The following is an 18,758-nucleotide window of genomic DNA, read 5'->3' as shown; positions in this document are numbered from 1 at the left end:
TCGATCGAGGACTTAACCATAGTCTAAAGCGAACAACTCGTTTTTACAAAATTTCTTCTATATTATCTAGTTTTGAGAGAATGAAAAAAATAAAATTTTCTCTTGCAAAATTTGAAAAAGACATTATAATAAAATAGTGTCGAATAAATAGTCTGGTAATTATGGCGAGAAGGTCACACCCGTTCCCATACCGAACACGGAAGTTAAGCTTCTCAGCGCCGATGGTAGTTGGGACATTGTCCCTGTGAGAGTAGGACATTGCCAGGCTGTAATATTATTCCGCAGTAGCTCAGTGGTAGAGCTATCGGCTGTTAACCGATCGGTCGTAGGTTCGAGTCCTACCTGCGGAGCCATTACTTATGGAGAGCTGTCCGAGTGGCCGAAGGAGCACGATTGGAAATCGTGTAGGCGGGTAACCCTGTCTCAAGGGTTCAAATCCCTTGCTCTCCGCCATAATATACATCATATGGCCCCTTGGTCAAGCGGTTAAGACACCGCCCTTTCACGGCGGTAACACGGGTTCGAATCCCGTAGGGGTCACCAAAGTTTTTTCGTGACAGCGAAAATAACTTTCATTGATTTGGAGGATTAGCTCAGCTGGGAGAGCATCTGCCTTACAAGCAGAGGGTCGGCGGTTCGATCCCGTCATCCTCCACCATAAATTTTATATTCTTTCTATTATCGCGGGGTGGAGCAACGAGCGTTGCTTCAATGAATAATCTGCGAGTTGTAACCATCGAACTGCTGCTTGAATAAGCATTCTGAGATGGGGACAGTCAGTAACAAAACATGGAGCATACTCCAAATTCAATATCTTTTACTATCGCGGGGTGGAGCAGTCTGGTAGCTCGTCGGGCTCATAACCCGAAGGTCGCAGGTTCAAATCCTGTCCCCGCAATTCGGTCTGGTAGTTCAGTTGGTTAGAATGCCTGCCTGTCACGCAGGAGGTCGCGGGTTCGAGTCCCGTCCAGACCGCCATATGTTGGCTCAGTAGCTCAGTCGGTAGAGCAAAGGACTGAAAATCCTTGTGTCGGCGGTTCGATTCCGTCCTGAGCCACCATTTATGTTTTACAGTTGTCAAGCAACTGATTTGTAATCTGCAGATTGAGAGTTTAAATCCTCTCGCTGACAACGAAATTCCTTATATGTGGAGGGGTAGCGAAGTGGCTAAACGCGGCGGACTGTAAATCCGCTCCCTCCGGGTTCGGCGGTTCGAATCCGTCCCCCTCCACCATTCAATAGGGGTATAGTTTAAAGGTAGAACGAAGGTCTCCAAAACCTTTGGTGTGGGTTCGATTCCTACTACCCCTGCCAATAATTTTATAATGGCGGTTGTGGCGAAGTGGTTAACGCATCGGATTGTGGTTCCGACATTCGTGGGTTCGATTCCCATCAGCCGCCCCATAAATTATTTAATTATCATTGGGCTATAGCCAAGCGGTAAGGCATCGCACTTTGACTGCGACATGCGTTGGTTCGAATCCAGCTAGCCCAGCCATTTTGCGGAAGTAGTTCAGTGGTAGAACACCACCTTGCCAAGGTGGGGGTCGCGGGTTCGAATCCCGTCTTCCGCTCCATATATTCGGCGGCATAGCCAAGTGGTAAGGCAGAGGTCTGCAAAACCTTTACCACCGGTTCGAATCCGGTTGCCGCCTCCATAAGAATTTTAATAAGTAAATGCTTTTATATTATGCCGGGGTGGCGGAACTGGCAGACGCACAGGACTTAAAATCCTGCGGTAGGTGACTACCGTACCGGTTCGATTCCGGTCCTCGGCATTGCTTTAAAAACTTAATACGCCGGTGTGGCGGAATTGGCAGACGCGCACGACTCAAAATCGTGTTCCTCTGGAGTGTCGGTTCGACCCCGACCACCGGTATCAATGACAGTTTTTGAAAGCTGTCAAACTAAAACTTTCAACTATTTATGTTGAAAGTTTTTTTATTTTAATAAACAACATTATCAGTAATATTGTTCGAAAGGTAAGCTAAATATTTTCTACCGTCATGTATAGCTATGCGGACAAGATCTATGAGGAACCTCTCTTTCATGTCCACATGAACCCTCTATGAGGACACAATCGCACTGAGAAACACCTTTCATGTCCATATGAGCTCTTGATGCGGACAGAATCACACGGGGAAACACCTTCCTTGTCCACATGAACAGATTGGGTTACCAATAGGTGTCGATTAAACAAAAAACGGGCTATTCCCGTCAATGTTTCTTACCGTAGTTCATTATTCTAATAAACATGATTACTAAAAATGTATTTTCCTATATTATTTAATCATTGAATCCATAAGATAGGATATTTTTATCTAAAAGTGATTCAATAAGAAATGTGAGATAAATCGACAAATTATGCAGAAATGACTTGACTACGGACATGTTTATGTGTAAAATTTATTAAGTCAGTTCGTTCAAATATTTGTCATATATGCGGGTGTAGTTTACTGGTAAAACCTCAGCCTTCCAAGCTGATGTAGTGGGTTCGATTCCCATCACCCGCTCCATACATATTAACTAACGCAGTGGATCGTTACATGAAGAGAACGATGCATTGCGTTTTATTATTTTCTGAACTAAAAAGATGCCATGTTACTGGCATCCGAGAATATGGTATTTAGCTTCGCCTCCATGTATCTGGGTAAACATGTTCATTAATGATTCTGTAAGCTTACTGACGTCCTCCTGACTTGTTGACGGGCGCAGATAAATAATCTGCAAGGCATTGTTTGTATTAACCGTAACAGGGGCCTTATCAGAATCAACAAAAGGACTTCCGAACGGTCCATTTACATCGGAGGAGAGGATTAAGTTCTGTAAGGAATTTTTTCTCCCGTTCAATCCTATGTATTCCTCTCCCTCTTGTCCAATTCGAATCACCACTGGTCCCTTTAACCGATCTAGGTCGTAGATCCCAATTGGGACTTGATATTGCAAGGAGAAAAAATTATTAATATCAATGGCACTATGAATAGAAGTAAGATAATTTTGCTTTTGTACTCTTCTAAATAATGCCTCAGCTGAATGACGGTATCTGTTTGGGTCTTTTCCCGTCTTTTTAAAAATATTCCTCCATTCCTTAATCCCGGGCAGTTCCGTAATCGGTTGGTTTTCCAGTTCAAAGAATATTGACTCCTGGAAAAGCTGAAGTCTGCCTCTTATCATTTGTGGTGAATCCCCCACGGCTATATTTTTATATTCGATAACTCCGATTTTAAAATCAGGAATTCGCTCGAGGATTTCCCTTGAAAGTTGAATTTCCAACGATTCCACCTCCAAAAATTGATAAAAATAGTTTATCATAAATAGATGTGCAACTAATAATCTTAACAATTTATATACATTGACGTCTGTTTCGAAAGGAGGAATAGAAAGTGGATATTCAAAAATTTAAAAAAGAGCTCATTGCCTATAGTACTGAAATCGGTATTGATAAAATTGGGTTCACTACTGCTGCCCCTTTTACTAAATTAAAAAGCCGTTTGATAAAACAACAGGAACTAGGCTATCAGTCGGGCTTTGAAGAACCTGATATTGATAAGCGGGTGACCCCGGCAATGCTGCTAGAAGGCGCACAATCCATTATCTCTATTGCGCTTGCCTATCCTGCAAAAATGAATGATCGTGTCGAGAGTAAAAAAGGAGATAGAAGAGGAATCTTCAGCAGGGCTTCATGGGGCCTTGATTATCATCATATCCTTAGAGAACGTCTAAACAAACTGGAAAAATTTATTTTTTCCAAGCTTCCAGAGGCAAAGCTAAAATCTATGGTCGATACAGGAGAACTTTCGGACCGGGCTGTCGCGGAACGTGCCGGGATTGGCTGGAGCGGGAAAAACTGTTCGATAATCACCTCCGAATTTGGCTCTTATGTTTATTTAGGTGAAATAATCACGAATATACCTTTTGAACCCGATTTACCGATTGAAGACCAGTGCGGCTCTTGTACTAAGTGTATTGATGCCTGCCCTACAGGTGCATTAATACAGGGTGGTCAGATAAATGCTAATCGCTGTATTTCTTTTTTAACTCAAACAAAAGAGCTTATTCCCGATGAATTTCGGGATAAAATAGGAAATCGTGTATATGGATGTGACTCATGTCAAACAGCATGTCCAGTAAACAAGGGGGTTAATTTTCATCTTCATGAAGAAATGGAAGCTGATCCTGAAGTGGCAAAGCCTTTATTAAAACCGATCCTTAAATTAAGCAATCGTGAATTTAAAAAAAGGTTCGGTTCTGTTTCAGGTGCTTGGAGAGGTAAAAAGCCAATCCAACGGAATGCTATTATCGCACTAGCTCATTTTAAAGATGAAAGTGCTGTTCCAGATTTAATTGATATCTTAAAAAACGAGCCTTCATCTGTTACGAGAGGAACTGCTGCCTGGGCCCTTGGAAAAATCGGAGGGGAGGCAGCATTACGTGCTTTAAAGAAGGCAAAAGAACTCGAAAAAGATATCGATGTACAAAAAGAGATAGAAAAGGGCTTAAACTTTTATAATAATTAATGGGCAACCCAGTTGGTTTTGCCCTTTTTTTATTGTTAAATCCTTTCTTCCTTCATATGTATGAAGGGAAAGGAGTGGATAGGAATTGCGACAATTACTTCAAGATTTATTTGAAAAACGGGTAAATCAATTTGTTTCAGATAAAAGAAGTCATAAAATATTTTTTCCAAAGGCAGAAATAAAGCAAGCTTCGTTAGCAAATCGGTCAGCAGAAATTGTGAAAGTAAAGGCTGCAGGAAAAATCTTGGAAGAGTCGACTGAGGATGAGTTCCAAGCGATTAAATATCAAGCACACTACCAATACTTAATTAAACAAAATGGAATACTTTATATGGAAGAAGAAACGGAAGAAAGATTAGCCAAGTTTTACAAAAATGCCTTAGTTATGGATGAAGAAATTAGACCAACCCTAGACCAGGATGAAATTCTGGAAACAGAATCGAACATTGTGGCTCTTGAGAATCAAGACAATCGGTTTAGTTATGAATATAATCGTTTAAAAGCTGTACAATATGCAGAACACTGGTGGAATAGTTACAATCCGGCATACAAAAAGTTTCAAAATGATTGTACGAATTTTATCTCCCAATGTCTGCATGTCGGTGGGGCACCGATGCGCGGTTATCCAAAACGGGATGCAGGCTGGTGGCTGCAGAGAAGTAATTGGAGTTATAGCTGGGCTGTGGCTCACTCTTTAAGGTTATATTTATCGAATTCCAATAGTGGTCTGCGGGCGAAAGAGGTATCAAGCCCTGACCAATTATTGTTGGGAGATGTCATTTGTTATGATTTTGAAGGAGATGGCCGGTTCAACCATAACACCATTGTTACTGGGAAGGATGGATACGGGATGCCTTTAGTGAATGCACATACCTATAATAGCCGGAAGCGTTACTGGGCCTATGAGGATTCATCGGCATATACCCCAAATATTAAATATAAGTTTTATACCATCATCGATGGCTGATTGTTGAAAGCATTAATCAGAGTGGTATAATTGCAGGTAGAGTTTTAGTACGAGGTGAAAGTTTTGGCTATACACGTAGTTTTATATCAACCACAAATCCCCTCTAATACAGGGAATATCGCTCGGACTTGTGCAGGGACCGATACCCACTTACATCTAATCCGACCTTTAGGCTTTTCAACGGATGATAAGATGTTAAAAAGGGCAGGTTTAGATTATTGGGAGCATGTGAATATCACTTATTATGATTCGATAGATGATTTCTTTATTAAGCATGTCAATGGGAATTTCTTTTATATAACAGAATTTGGGCAAAAGCAATTTAGCAGTTTTGATTATAGTGACCCTTCTAAAGATTATTATTTTATTTTCGGTCGAGAAACAACAGGTCTTCCAAAGGACCTTATTGAAAATAATCTTGATACCGCCATAAGGATCTCTATGAATAAAAATGTTCGTTCACTAAATTTGTCAAATACAGCCGCCATTCTTATTTATGAAGCATTACGTCAGCAGGATTATCCCAATCTTAAATAATAAGGGGGGCTAAAAATTTAGCCTCCTTTTACAAAAAGAAAGGATTTTTTTTATGAATGATGTCATCACAACCATCCTTAATCATCGCTCCATTCGGCACTTTGAGGATAAGCCCTTAACCGATGAACAAATTGAGACAATAGTTGCCTGTGCCCAGGCAGCAGCTACCTCCAGTTTCATTCAAGCCTACTCTATTATTGGTGTAAAAGACAAAGAAAAAAAGAAAAGATTGGCTGAGTTGACTGGGAACCAAGAATATGTAGAAAAAAATGGCCATTTCTTTGTTTTTTGTGCGGATCTATACCGTCATACAATTATGGGTGAAAAACAACAAAAAAATGTGACTCCATCATTAGAAAGTACAGAAAAATTTATGGTGGCGCTAATTGATACTTCCTTGGCGGCACAAAATGCAGCAATTGCTGCTGAATCTCTGGGGTTAGGCATATGTTACATAGGTGGAATTCGCAATAACTTGGAGATGGTTAAGGAACTTTTAAATATTCCTGATCGGGTTATCCCATTGTTTGGACTTGCCGTTGGTTATCCGTCTCATATTACAGATAAAAAACCAAGACTACCGCTTGAACATGTGTATCATGAGGACGAATATGAGCAGGATATGGATCTTTATTATAGCCAGCTCGATAAGTATGATCAACTAATCTCAAATTATTATGATGCGAGAACGAACGGGCAAAGAAAGGACCGTTGGAGCGAACAAATCGTCAGTATGCTCTCTAAACAAACTAGAATGTATATGAAGGAATTTATTCAGAAAAATAAACTTGATATACGATAAAAAAATGACTGCCATTGCGGCAGTCATTTTTTTAACTTCTTATTTAGTGGTGCCTGGTTTGTCATTATACCCCGCTGTGAAGATGGCTGCTAAAAACGCAGCCATTACTAAAATAACGATGAAAGTGTTCATGTTATGTACTGCCCCCTTTGTCCCGTTTTTTAAAAAAGATTGTTTAGCGAGTAGTATCAATACTTTGTGAAAACCGCTAAACGGACGCTATTTTGACACATACAATTTTATTATAGCCTAAGTTTTTAAAATGAAAAGAACAATATTCCTTTTATTGAAATAAAAAAGATAGACAATATCTCGAATTGGTTACGCATGTTCAAGTCTTTTCGTGCATAAAGTATATTAATCGTCTCTGATAACCTACAGGGGGAGGGCCATATGGATATTTTAAAAAAAATCGAGAGCTTTCGTGAAGAAGAGGAAAAACTGCGCTGGGAAGGATCATTCGCTGACTATTTATTGTTGTTGAAGGAAAAGCCGTGGGTAGCACAATCTGCACATTCTCGAGTTTACAATATGATCAAGGATGCAGGAATTGAAGAAGTTAAAGGGACGAAGCAGTACAATTTCTTTAGTAATCAATTATTTGGCTTAGAAGAGTCACTTGAAAGGCTTGTCGAGGAATACTTCCATCCAGCTGCCAAAAGGCTGGACGTTAGAAAGAGGATTCTACTTTTAATGGGTCCGGTGAGCGGCGGTAAATCAACCCTTGTTACGATGTTAAAAAGAGGGTTAGAAAACTACTCACGTTCAGACAGAGGCTCCGTTTTTGCCATCAAAGGCTGCCCGATGCATGAAGATCCATTACATTTAATTCCTCATCATTTACGGGCTGACTTCTATGAGGAATATGGAATCCGGATAGAAGGCAACTTATCGCCATTGAATATGATGCGTCTAGAGCAGGAGTATGGCGGAAGAATTGAAGATGTTTTAGTGGAAAGAATATTCTTCTCAGAAGATAAACGGACTGGGATAGGAACATTTAGTCCTTCTGATCCAAAATCCCAGGACATTGCCGACTTAACCGGGAGTATTGATTTCTCGACCATCGCAGAATATGGCTCAGAATCAGATCCAAGAGCCTATCGTTTTGATGGAGAGTTGAACAAGGCAAACCGCGGAATGATGGAATTCCAAGAGATGTTAAAATGTGATGAAAAATTCCTCTGGCATTTGTTGTCCTTGACACAAGAAGGGAATTTTAAAGCAGGAAGGTTTGCCTTAATAAGTGCTGATGAACTGATTGTTGCACACACAAACGAAACAGAATACCGCTCGTTTATTTCTAATAAGAAGAACGAAGCACTTCATTCTAGGATTATTGTTATGCCAATTCCATATAATTTAAAGGCTTCACAGGAAGAAAGAATTTATGAAAAAATGATTAATGAAAGTGATGTTTCAGATGTACACATTGCACCGCACACTTTAAAGGTTGCAGCAATGTTTACCATTTTAACTCGCTTGAAGGAACCGAAAAAAGGCGATATTGATCTACTGAAAAAAATGCGCCTCTATGACGGGGAAAATGTAGAGGGATTTAATAGTGCTGATGTGGAAGAACTGAAACGCGAGTATCCAGATGAAGGGATGAGCGGGATAGACCCTCGTTATGTCATCAATCGCATTTCATCCACTATCATTCGTAAAGAGGTTCCATCCATTAATGCGCTGGACGTATTAAGATCCTTAAAAGACGGGCTGGATCAGCACCCATCGATTACGGCTGAGGTACGTGATCGTTATATGAATTATATTTCGCTTGCACGTAAAGAGTATGATAATATTGCCAAAAACGAAGTTCAAAAAGCATTTGTTTACTCTTATGAAGAATCAGCTAAGACCTTAATGGATAACTATCTTGATAACGTTGAGGCCTATTGCAATAAAGCTAAGCTTCGCGATCCGTTAACAGGGGAAGAAATAAATCCAGATGAAAAGCTAATGCGTTCTATTGAGGAGCAAATTGGTATTTCTGAAAATGCTAAAAAGGCCTTTAGGGAAGAAATATTAATTAGAATCTCTGCCTTTGCCAGAAAAGGCAAGCGGTTTGATTACAACTCCCATGACAGGCTCCGAGAAGCGATTCAAAAGAAATTATTTGCTGACCTTAAGGATGTTGTTAAAATCACAACTTCTTCCAAGACACCTGATGAGCAGCAATTGAAGAAGATTAATGATGTTGTGGCTCGTTTAATTGATGAACACGGCTATAATTCGACATCAGCAAATGAGTTACTTCGCTATGTTGGAAGCTTACTAAACAGATAAATTGGGATTAAAATAGCAAGGACTGGCAGAGAAAAAACTGTCAGTCTCTTTTTTTCCAATAAACAATTTCTATTAATTCATTCATTGAAATGAAGTTCTTTTTCATATATTTACCTTGTCCATTTTATAGGCAATCAACTAATTGTCAAAATTATTTGTAAATTATTCTCTACTTCTGCATAGGATAAAGTAATCCATCATTTCATTAATTTTTTCATTCGCGTTATTTTATGTATTTGTGAAAAAAATTGTGCAACATGGAGTTAATTTTAATTTAATAAGGAGGGGTTTTGCAGTGTCTGTCGATAACCATCAATTTGTGATTTCTAGAGAAGATTGGTCCCTCCACCGTAAAGGCCACGATGACCAGCAGCGCCATCAAGAAAAAGTCCAGGAGGCAATTCGTAACAATCTTCCAGAATTAATTACAGAAGAAAGTATTATTATGTCTAATGGTCGCGATGTGGTTAAAATTCCAATTCGTTCATTGGACGAATATAAGATTCGCTATAATTATGACAAAAACAAACACGTGGGCCAAGGAGACGGTGAGAGTCAAGTCGGTGACGTTGTAGCAAGAGACGGTTCCAGCGGGCAAAAGGGACCAGGTAAGGGGCAAGGTGCTGGTGATCAAGCAGGAGAGGACTATTTTGAAGCAGAAGTCTCTTTAATGGAACTAGAGGAAGCCTTATTTAAGCAATTAGAACTGCCAAACTTAAAGAGAAAAGAAGAGCAAGAACATCTTGTTGAAAACATTGAATTTAATGATATTCGAAAAACTGGATTAATGGGGAATATCGATAAAAAAAGGACGATGATGTCTGCTTTTAAGCGAAATGCAATGAGTGGTAAGCCAGCCTTCCACCCAATTTACAAGGATGATTTAAAGTTCAAAACCTGGAATGAAGTAGTAAAACCAGATTCAAAAGCTGTCGTGATTGCAATGATGGATACAAGCGGTTCTATGGGAATTTGGGAAAAATATATGGCACGAAGCTTTTTCTTCTGGATGACACGCTTTTTAAGAACCAAATACGAGACAGTAGAAATTGAGTTTATTGCTCACCATACTGAAGCAAAAGTAGTTTCTGAAGAAGACTTTTTCTCAAAAGGTGAAAGCGGTGGGACCATTTGTTCATCCGCTTATCGAAAAGCACTAGAAATTATTGACGCAAAATATAATCCACGGAAGTTTAACATCTATCCATTCCACTTTTCTGATGGTGATAATCTTACATCCGATAATGCCCGTTGCGTAAAGCTTGTAGAAGAATTAATGAAAGTATCTAACATGTTCGGCTATGGGGAAGTAAATCAATATAATCGCCACTCCACACTAATGTCAGCCTATAAAAATATTAAGGATGAACAGTTCCGCTATTTTATACTCAAACAAAAAGCAGATGTATTTCATGCAATGAAGAGCTTTTTCCAAAAAGAACAATCAAAATTATATGCATAAAAAACGACAGGTGCTTTGCACCTGTCATTTTTTTACTGTTCAATGGAAAGTATGCCACTTGTACCCTGTTCCGTTTGCCCTTGTTTTTTAATATTTAATTTTAATAAATTAGTGAAGATGACTGGAGTGATGATGGATGGTACAGAATCCTTGATAGAATTTAAATCAAATTCAAGAATTAATTGGCCTTTTTTGACTGGCTCTCCTTCTTTAATGAAAACTTTAAAACCTTCACCCTTTAAATTCACTGTGTCCAGTCCTATATGGATAAGAATTTCATGACCTTGTGTGGACTTAATTCCTATCGCATGCTTTGTCGGAAATACATTAAGAATGACACCGTCTACTGGTGAAACTACCGTACCATTTGCAGGGACAATACCAAATCCATCACCCATTAGTTTTTGAGAGAATACTTGGTCTGGTACTTCAGTTAATGGGATAATTTCACCTTCGATTGGCATGACAAAATCATGTTCAGATAAAGATTGTTGATTGTTTCCTTCCGGAAGAGTATTTTCTATATTTTTTGTACTTATATTTACAGCATTCATATCCATTCTCTTCATTGCATCTGCAACAAATTCCACTTCTGTACCCACAACAATTTGCAGATTTGTTTTATTTAACTTCATAATCCCTTTCGCCCCATGTGTTTTTAGGGCTGACTCGTTGACTTTTTCCATATCATTTATCATTAATCTTAACCGAGTTGTACAATTATCAATGGCTTTGATATTTACTTTACCGCCTATATCGTTGATAAAATGATAAGCCATTGTTTCATATTTATTATTACCAACAGTTTCAACAGGTGTTTGGCTGTCAATTTGTTCTTCCTCATCTTCTCGACCAGGAGTTTTAATATTAAATGCCTTTATTAAACTGTAGAAAATTATAAAATAGATAACTCCATAAATTAGACCAACCACTAATAACAAGAGAGGCTTTTGAGCAATATTAAAGTTTAAAATGTAGTCAATAGCACCCGCTGAAAAAGTAAAACCATCTTTAATCCCAAGGACTGAGGTAACCACCATAGATAAACCAGTTAAAACAGCATGCACTCCATATAACAATGGGGCAATAAACATGAAAGAAAATTCAATTGGCTCCGTAATACCGGTAAGGAATGAGGTTAAGGCAAGCCCAATAAACATTCCAGAAGTAGCTTTCCTTTTTTCAGGTTTAGCGGCAGCAATGATTGCAAAAGCTGCAGCTGGGAGACCAAACATCATAATTGGGAAGAACCCGGTCATATAGCCGCCGGCTGTGGGATCACCGGCAAAGAAACGAGCAATGTCTCCGGTTTTGCCCTGAAATTCCCCAAATTGGAACCAGAACAAGCTGTTCAATACGTGGTGAAGACCTAATGGGATGAGCAAACGGTTTAAGAATCCGAAGAGACCAGAGCCGATTGCACCTAAACCAATGATCCAGTTCCCTAGACCATTAATAGCATCTTGGATTGGCGGCCAAGCAAAGCCCGCAATACCTGCCAAAATAACCATGGCAACAGAAGTGATAATTGGAACAAAGCGTCTTCCGCTAAAAAAGCCAAGCCACTCAGGAAGCTTTATATCACGGTAGCGGTTATATAATAATCCCGCAATAATGCCTGCAATGATACCTCCTAATACTCCCATATTAATATTTTTATCAATGGCTTTTGTTCCTTCTGTTAAAACTAGGTATCCAATGGCTCCAGATAATGCGGCTGCACCGTTGCTATCTTTTGCAAAGCCGATGGCAACACCGATAGCAAATATTAATGCCAAATTAGCAAAAATAGCATTTCCGGCGTTTGCAATAAAAGGGATATCTAATAAATCAGGTTGTCCAAATCGCAGTAACAACCCTGCTGCAGGTAATACAGCAATAGGAAGCATTAAAGCTTTACCAATTCTTTGTAAAAAACCTAACATTTTTTTTCGCTCCTTAATCAGTAAATGTAAACGCTTTTCTAATATAATACGAATTTTTATAGATGTCTATACCAATATGTGGTTTTCAGATGAAAAATAAAATAAATCTTTTATTTTCAGTTATTTCGTGAGGTAAAGACTAAATTGGTTAATAACAAATGATAAATTGGTATAGACAACTAGAAAATGGTGATGATAAGATTAAGATAGATTTCTGAAAGGAAGTAATGACAGTGACTCAAAAAGTCAATCATATTTTACTTAAAGATATTAAGATTTATTCAGATGATAGAGTGATTGAAAAAGGATATATCAAAATTCAAAATCAAAAAATAATAGGGATTGGAACCGTTGATGAACTGACGAATGAAAATGATTTTGAGATCATTCAAGTTCCTGCTTCGTTTCAGGCAGTCCCGGGCTTTATTGATGTCCATATACATGGAGTTAATGGTGCAGATGTAATGGATGCAACAAAGGAAGCGTTAGAAACAATGGCATCTGCTTTACCGAAGGAAGGAACAACAAGTTTTTTAGCAACCACTATCACACAAGAAGTTGATCAGATAGAAAAAGCATTAATAAACGCTGGTCAGTTTATGGAAGAGCAGCCGGAACAGGGAAAAGCCGAGGTAATGGGTATTCATTTAGAAGGTCCATTTGTCAATGCCAAAAAAGCAGGAGCACAGCCGCTTCCATATATCATTGATCCAAATCTTCAATTATTTAAGCAATGGCAAAAACTTTCAAATAATACGATAAAACTGGTTACCATGGCACCTGAACAGCGTGGAGGCCTTGAGTTGATTCGCTATTTGAAAGAGAACGGAATTATTGCTTCAATAGGTCATACAGATGCTACTTATGAACAGGTTGATGAAGCTATAACAGCTGGGGTCAATCATGTTACTCACCTCTTTAATCAAATGAGGGGAATGCACCATCGAGAACCAGGTGTGGCTGGTGCGGCATTTTTACGAAAAGAATTGAAAGTGGAAATTATTGTTGATGGGGTACATGTTCATCCACTAATGGTTAATCTCGCATACCAAAATAAAAAGAGCGAGGGATTAATTTTAATCACTGATTCCATGCGAGCTAAGTGTTTGAAAAATGGACTTTATGATCTCGGAGGGCAAGAAGTGACTGTTAAGGATGGAAAAGCGGTACTTTCTGACGGGACACTTGCAGGTAGTATCTTAAAACTAGGTCATGCTGTTAAAAACATGATAACCTATACGGGCTGTTCATTAGAGGATGCAGTCAAAATGGCTTCAGTCAATCCTGCGAAGCAATTGAATGTTTTTGATAGGAAAGGAAGCCTTGCAGTTGGAAAAGATGCAGATATTGTTATCCTTGATCATAATATGGAAGTTTTTATGACACTTTGCCGTGGGACTCTTGCATATAAAAGGGAGGAAGATTCAGAGTGAAAATGATTGAAGTTCAAAATTATGATGAAATGAGCCAAAAAGCTGCTGGATATATAATCGATAAAGTTTGTCAATATCCCAATATCAAGTTAGGACTTGCTACAGGCGGAACCCCAATAGGAACCTATAAAAACTTAATTGCAGATCACCAAAAAAACAGGACATCTTATCGAAAGGTTACGACATTTAATTTAGATGAGTACATTGGACTTTCTGGAAACGACAAGAATAGTTATCGTTATTTTATGAATGAACAATTATTTAATCATATCGATATCGATAAAAATAACACTTATGTGCCCCTAGGGGATAGTAAGGACGCCGAGAAAGAATGCCTTCGTTATGAAGAGCTTATCGAAAAAAAGGGCGGTATTGATTTACAGATCCTTGGTATTGGAAGTAATGGTCATATCGGTTTTAATGAACCGGGGACATCCTTTTATGCGGCTACACAAGTGATTCAATTGGCGCCTTCTACTAGAGAAGCCAATGCCAGATTTTTTAAACATGTTGAAGATGTTCCGACAAAAGCGATAACTATGGGTATCTCTACTATTATGAAAAGTAAGGAAATCCTGTTACTTGTTTCAGGCGAGAGTAAAAAGGATGCAATGAATAAGCTTTTTAATGAAGAGATTAGTGAAAATTTTCCTGCATCTATTTTGAAGAATCATCCATGTGTTACAATTATTGCTGATAAGGCAGCAGTTTCAGGTTTAAAGCTTCCTGTTGATTCCTGAAATGGGCAAGTTAATTTAGAAGGGTTGCACAAGGTATGATATATAAAAATTCTCCTATTCCAATTTATTATCAGTTAGAGGAGCTCATTAAAGGGTTAATTGAAAAAGGTGATTTGAAACCAGGTGATGCCCTTCCGCCCGAAAGAGAGTATGCTGAAAAATATCAAATCAGCAGGATGACTGTTAGACAAGCCTTTACCGATCTCGTAAATGAAGGATATTTATTTCGACAGCAGGGAAAGGGTACTTTTGTGGCAGAACGTAAAATTGAGCAAGGATTGCAGGGATTAACCAGTTTTACAGAAGACATGAAGTCAAGAGGGCTTAAACCGGGCAATAAGCTTATAAAGTTTGAAATTATTCCTGCCGATAGTCAAATTGCAGGTCATTTAAAAATAGCGGAGTATGGACCTGTCTACGAGATCTCAAGAATTCGTTTAGCCGATGATGTACCCATGGCATTGGAAACAAATTATATTTCTGCTAATCTGATTAAGGGGCTTACGGAAGGTATTGTCAATAAATCTCTTTATGCCTACATTGAAGGACAATTAAATCTTAGGATTGACAGTGCTTCTCAAACAATTGAGTCATCGATCGCCAGTCAAAGTGAAGCAAATTTCTTGAATATCTCTAAAGGAGATCCAGTTCTGCTTATTCAAAGGAATACCTATCTTCTAGATGGTACTCCATTAGAACTTGTAAAATCCGTATACCGTGCTGACCGTTATAAATTTATGATAAAGATGAAACGATAATGCAACATAGGGATGATTAACATATGTACGAGTTATATTTTCAAAAAATAGAAATTTTATTAGGGAACATTAAAGAAAAGGAAAATGAGTCAATAAAAGCTGCAGGAAAAAAAATTTCCCATTGTATACAAAATGGTGGAATTGTTCATGCTTTTGGATGCGGTCACTCCCATATGCTGGGGGAGGAGCTGTTTTACCGTGCCGGAGGACTTGCACCAATTAATCCAATTCTTATTGAAGAGTTAATGCTGCATAAAGGGGCTGTTCGTTCATCAAAATTAGAACAGAGCGAAGATTTTGCAGAGGAATTTCTTTCCGATTTAGATATTAGATCCGAAGACGTTGTGCTGGTGGTGTCAACTTCAGGCAGAAATCCTGTCCCCCTTGATGTCGCTCAATTTGCAAAAGAACAAGGTGCTTTTGTTATAACGCTTTCTTCGCATATTTATACCCAAAATATATCCTCCAGACATAAAAGTGGTAAATATCTTTCTGATTTTGCCGATCTTGCAATTGACAATCATATTTCTATCGGAGATGCCATAATAGACCTACCTTCTTTAGATGTCCCTTTCGGCTCAGGTTCAACGGTGATTGGAGCAGCAATCGTTAACGGGATAATGATTGAAGCCATTGAAAATATGGTAGCAAACAACTATATACCTCCTATATTTAAAAGCAGTAATGCCGATGGAGCCCAAGAGCATAACAAGTATTTAATCGATAAATATAAAAACAGAATTCCATTACTGGAGAATTAGGACCGAGCAGGTGCATGTGGCATCTGCTTTTTTTTGTATTAGAGGAAATTGTTCCTCTTGAAGACGTAAATTACCAATAATACTTTCCTTAAAAAAATTAAAAATAAAAAGGCAAGAAACATTTATGCTCTAAAGGAGGCATTACCGATGATAAAAAAACCGGTGGGATTACTATTAACAGCAGTGTTAACAATGGGTCTTGCTGCTTGTAATAATAATGACCGTAACGATATAAATGATCGGACAGCTAATCGTGTGGGTATGGATACCAATGATCGAAATAATCGTATTACAGATGTACGTAATGGCCGCGATGATGGAATTGATCATAACGGACTACTGACAGAAGATTATACTAACCGTGACAATAATGATAGTGATGTTGATAATAACCTCTTTAATAATAAGAGGAAAATTAAAAGAAATGACGATGATATGGTTTCTGCTTATCAAACCAATTTAAATAGCGGTCAGTATCCACATACTCAAGCTGTTTTAGTAAGAGATGCCAAATATCAGTTTATTACCATCGATCCTAACCAAAGAAACTGGTTCCAATTTGGGTTTGTCCAGCCAGGTCAACCATATACTCAGCAGCAAAGACCAACAACACAAGTGCCGTCTCAGCAACAAACAACCCGGCAGGCACCCAACCAAGCTCCTGCTCAGCAGGCAACACCTGTACCTAAGCAGCAGCAAACCCAGGCTCCAAGCGGGGCAGCACAAAATCAAAATAATACTGCAACTTCAGGAAATGTAAGCCAGTATGCCCAGCAAGTAATCAATCTTACCAATCAACAAAGAGCTAAGAATGGTCTTCCTGCTTTAAAAACAGACGCACAACTTAGTGGAGTTGCTCAGAAAAAAGCATTGGATATGCAGCAAAATCATTACTTTTCTCATACCAGTCCTACTTATGGTTCACCATTTGACATGATGAGAGACTTTGGTGTTACTTATAAGTCCGCTGGTGAAAATATTGCACAAGGACAACGTACACCACAAGAAGTGGTTACTGCTTGGATGAACAGTGAAGGCCACCGTAAAAATATCTTGAGTTCTAACTTTACCCATATAGGTGTAGGTTTTGAGAGCACAGGTAAAAATTGGTCTCAAATGTTTATTGGTAAGTAAGTTCTAAAAAAACAAACCGACAGAATCTAAACTCTGCCGGTTTGTTCTAATTTCTTTATTGAAATGGTTGGGAACTCGAAATGAAATGTGGTTCCTTTTCCAATCTCACTTTCTACCCAGATTGATCCATTCATAGCTCTTACAATACTATAAACCACCATCATGCCTAAGCCCGTTCCGTTTTTTCCTTTTGTCGAATAAAACGGTTCACCTAACCTTTCAAGCTGCTGTGAGGTCATTCCCACTCCCGTATCCTTAACTTTAATAGTTACCTCATTCTGGCTATATTCAGTAGAAACATACAAGGATCCTCCGGTAGGCATGGATTCAATGGCATTTTTAAGGACGTTTACAAAACATTGTCTGAACTTTTGTTCGTCCCCCTTAATAAAACCAATAATAGAAAAATCAGTGATAATTTCCACGGAATTTTGGTTGGCTAAAGGCTGAAGGATATTAATAATCTGCCGAAGTTCACTTTTAACATTTAACTCTTCAAAAGTCTCTAGTGATGGTTTTGCAAACGTTAAGTAATCTTGAATGACCCTTTCAGCAGAAAATAATTCTTCTTTTACAATTGTAAGATATTCCTTTCTTTTTTGTCTTGATAAATAATCATCCTGCAGCAGCTGAACAAACCCACTCGCTGCAGTAAGTGGATTTCTAATTTCATGGGAAATAGCAGCTCCCATTTGTTCCACAGCTTTTAATTTTTCTGCTTTTATAAGCTCTTGCTGCATTTCATTAATTTTTCTTACAAATTCGATACCATATGAAATAATCCCTATACCAAGGGATGGGATGAAAAGAAAGGCAAACCATGCATCGATGAGGTTAACGGGTACATCTTTGAAAGTCATACCAAATACTGTTAGTATACCCATTATCATTCCAGTACATATAGTAAAACATATTCTTCGAGCAGGTGCCTGCTTTAAAAACCAAGGATATAAGCGCCATAGGATGAATGCTAGTGGCAAATAAAGTGCTAAGGTCTGCCAAAAACCAATATTAATTCCATAAAGGCTTCGTAATACAATAATGGCTGCTACGAGAATTGGACCAATTCCGAAATATAAACCGCCCAGAACTAAAGGTATAATCCTTAAATCAAAGCGAGCATAAGAAACTGGTGCGTAGGAGAACTGAATACATAACCATATTGTTACAATAAACAAGATGATTACCGAGGACTTAGATAAGGAGAATTTTTTACTTTTTTCAAGAATTATCAAACCAATAAATAGTAAAATAATCATAAGAGAGAGATTGATGAAAAGGTGTTTAGTGATTTCCATTTTCTCACCATCCATAATGGGCTCATAGGAAAATTTTACATGGAATTGTGGCAAGTTACAACAAAATTAGCAAAATATTTCGAAAAAGTGACATATTGCAGTATAAGTAATGGAAAATTGTAAATAAAAGGCTTC

The 18,758-nt window shown here is 38.4% G+C and carries 14 protein-coding genes, 16 tRNA genes and 1 rRNA gene; 28 read left to right on the top strand and 3 right to left on the bottom strand.

The window, feature by feature from the left end:
- The first annotated feature begins 151 nt into the window (after window positions 1-151).
- From rrf to CVD27_RS21755, 17 genes are all read left to right on the top strand, one after another.
- Window positions 152-267, top strand: a 5S ribosomal RNA gene (gene rrf, locus CVD27_RS21835).
- 11 nt (window positions 268-278) lie between these two features.
- Window positions 279-353 (top strand) — tRNA-Asn (locus CVD27_RS21830).
- 8 nt (window positions 354-361) lie between these two features.
- Window positions 362-453 (top strand) — tRNA-Ser (locus tag CVD27_RS21825).
- A gap of 15 nt (window positions 454-468) precedes the next feature.
- A tRNA-Glu gene (locus CVD27_RS21820) sits at window positions 469-543 on the top strand.
- A gap of 39 nt (window positions 544-582) precedes the next feature.
- Window positions 583-658 (top strand) — tRNA-Val (locus CVD27_RS21815).
- 166 nt (window positions 659-824) lie between these two features.
- Window positions 825-898 (top strand) — tRNA-Met (locus tag CVD27_RS21810).
- A 3-nt stretch (window positions 899-901) separates the two neighbouring features.
- Window positions 902-978, top strand: a tRNA-Asp gene (locus CVD27_RS21805).
- Between the two features lie 6 nt (window positions 979-984).
- Window positions 985-1,060: transfer RNA gene (locus CVD27_RS21800), tRNA-Phe, on the top strand.
- Window positions 1,061-1,149: 89 nt separating this feature from the next.
- Window positions 1,150-1,234 (top strand) — tRNA-Tyr (locus CVD27_RS21795).
- Between the two features lie 6 nt (window positions 1,235-1,240).
- Window positions 1,241-1,314: transfer RNA gene (locus CVD27_RS21790), tRNA-Trp, on the top strand.
- Window positions 1,315-1,328: 14 nt separating this feature from the next.
- Window positions 1,329-1,404: transfer RNA gene (locus CVD27_RS21785), tRNA-His, on the top strand.
- 19 nt (window positions 1,405-1,423) lie between these two features.
- Window positions 1,424-1,498, top strand: a tRNA-Gln gene (locus CVD27_RS21780).
- A gap of 4 nt (window positions 1,499-1,502) precedes the next feature.
- Window positions 1,503-1,577, top strand: a tRNA-Gly gene (locus CVD27_RS21775).
- A gap of 7 nt (window positions 1,578-1,584) precedes the next feature.
- Window positions 1,585-1,658 (top strand) — tRNA-Cys (locus tag CVD27_RS21770).
- 34 nt (window positions 1,659-1,692) lie between these two features.
- Window positions 1,693-1,778, top strand: a tRNA-Leu gene (locus CVD27_RS21765).
- Between the two features lie 20 nt (window positions 1,779-1,798).
- A tRNA-Leu gene (locus CVD27_RS21760) sits at window positions 1,799-1,879 on the top strand.
- Between the two features lie 563 nt (window positions 1,880-2,442).
- Window positions 2,443-2,516 (top strand) — tRNA-Gly (locus tag CVD27_RS21755).
- A gap of 85 nt (window positions 2,517-2,601) precedes the next feature.
- Here the strand turns inward: CVD27_RS21755 and CVD27_RS21750 are convergent.
- The gene (locus CVD27_RS21750) at window positions 2,602-3,273 is read right to left on the bottom strand and encodes a B3/B4 domain-containing protein (RefSeq protein WP_101650444.1); all 672 of its coding nucleotides are present in this window, start codon (window positions 3,271-3,273) and stop codon (window positions 2,602-2,604) included.
- A 110-nt stretch (window positions 3,274-3,383) separates the two neighbouring features.
- On the opposite strand from CVD27_RS21750, the gene queG reads away from it, so the two are divergent.
- The 6 genes from queG to yhbH all read left to right on the top strand — a co-directional run bounded on the left by queG (window position 3,384) and on the right by yhbH (window position 10,574).
- Window positions 3,384-4,517: a tRNA epoxyqueuosine(34) reductase QueG gene (queG, locus tag CVD27_RS21745; protein ID WP_101650442.1), complete on the top strand. Its 1,134-nt coding sequence runs from the start codon at window positions 3,384-3,386 to the stop codon at window positions 4,515-4,517.
- Window positions 4,518-4,602: 85 nt separating this feature from the next.
- Entirely contained in the window at window positions 4,603-5,484 is an 882-nt protein-coding gene (locus CVD27_RS21740; RefSeq protein ID WP_101650440.1) for an amidase domain-containing protein, read from the top strand.
- 63 nt (window positions 5,485-5,547) lie between these two features.
- On the top strand, window positions 5,548-6,021 hold the full coding sequence (gene trmL / locus CVD27_RS21735) for a tRNA (uridine(34)/cytosine(34)/5-carboxymethylaminomethyluridine(34)-2'-O)-methyltransferase TrmL (RefSeq protein ID WP_101650438.1): 474 nt from the start codon (window positions 5,548-5,550) through the stop codon (window positions 6,019-6,021).
- 52 nt (window positions 6,022-6,073) lie between these two features.
- Window positions 6,074-6,823, top strand: a complete 750-nt coding sequence (nfsA, locus tag CVD27_RS21730; protein ID WP_101650437.1) for an oxygen-insensitive NADPH nitroreductase — start codon at window positions 6,074-6,076, stop codon at window positions 6,821-6,823.
- Window positions 6,824-7,216: 393 nt separating this feature from the next.
- Window positions 7,217-9,112, top strand: a complete 1,896-nt coding sequence (locus CVD27_RS21725; RefSeq protein WP_101650435.1) for a PrkA family serine protein kinase — start codon at window positions 7,217-7,219, stop codon at window positions 9,110-9,112.
- A gap of 295 nt (window positions 9,113-9,407) precedes the next feature.
- On the top strand, window positions 9,408-10,574 hold the full coding sequence (gene yhbH / locus CVD27_RS21720; RefSeq protein WP_101650433.1) for a sporulation protein YhbH: 1,167 nt from the start codon (window positions 9,408-9,410) through the stop codon (window positions 10,572-10,574).
- Between the two features lie 32 nt (window positions 10,575-10,606).
- Here yhbH and nagE read toward each other — a convergent pair whose 3' ends face one another.
- Complete coding sequence (gene nagE, locus CVD27_RS21715) at window positions 10,607-12,499, bottom strand: N-acetylglucosamine-specific PTS transporter subunit IIBC (RefSeq protein WP_101650431.1); 1,893 nt, start codon at window positions 12,497-12,499, stop codon at window positions 10,607-10,609.
- A 233-nt stretch (window positions 12,500-12,732) separates the two neighbouring features.
- Here nagE and nagA point away from each other — a divergent pair, with 233 nt between their 5' ends.
- From nagA to CVD27_RS21690, 5 genes are all read left to right on the top strand, one after another.
- Complete coding sequence (gene nagA, locus CVD27_RS21710; RefSeq protein ID WP_257984457.1) at window positions 12,733-13,932, top strand: N-acetylglucosamine-6-phosphate deacetylase; 1,200 nt, start codon at window positions 12,733-12,735, stop codon at window positions 13,930-13,932.
- Window positions 13,929-14,672: a glucosamine-6-phosphate deaminase gene (nagB, locus tag CVD27_RS21705; RefSeq protein WP_180960400.1), complete on the top strand. Its 744-nt coding sequence runs from the start codon at window positions 13,929-13,931 to the stop codon at window positions 14,670-14,672. Before nagA ends, nagB begins: the two co-directional genes overlap by 4 nt.
- Window positions 14,673-14,707: 35 nt before the next feature.
- Entirely contained in the window at window positions 14,708-15,430 is a 723-nt protein-coding gene (locus tag CVD27_RS21700; RefSeq protein WP_101650427.1) for a GntR family transcriptional regulator, read from the top strand.
- Window positions 15,431-15,453: 23 nt separating this feature from the next.
- A complete protein-coding gene (locus CVD27_RS21695) occupies window positions 15,454-16,191 on the top strand; it encodes an SIS domain-containing protein (RefSeq protein ID WP_101650425.1) in 738 nt (245 codons plus the stop codon).
- A gap of 147 nt (window positions 16,192-16,338) precedes the next feature.
- A complete protein-coding gene (locus CVD27_RS21690) occupies window positions 16,339-17,325 on the top strand; it encodes a CAP domain-containing protein (RefSeq protein ID WP_257984456.1) in 987 nt (328 codons plus the stop codon).
- Between the two features lie 26 nt (window positions 17,326-17,351).
- Here the strand turns inward: CVD27_RS21690 and CVD27_RS21685 are convergent, their stop codons facing one another.
- Window positions 17,352-18,623, bottom strand: coding sequence for a sensor histidine kinase (locus CVD27_RS21685; protein ID WP_101650423.1), 1,272 nt, complete (start codon window positions 18,621-18,623; stop codon window positions 17,352-17,354).
- Window positions 18,624-18,758: the final 135 nt, after the last annotated feature.

The organism is Neobacillus cucumis, assembly GCF_002860255.1.
GTDB lineage: Bacteria > Bacillota > Bacilli > Bacillales > Cytobacillaceae > Neobacillus > Neobacillus cucumis_A.
Note: the sequence above shows the minus strand (reverse complement) of the source record. Positions and strands in the feature narration are given on the sequence as shown.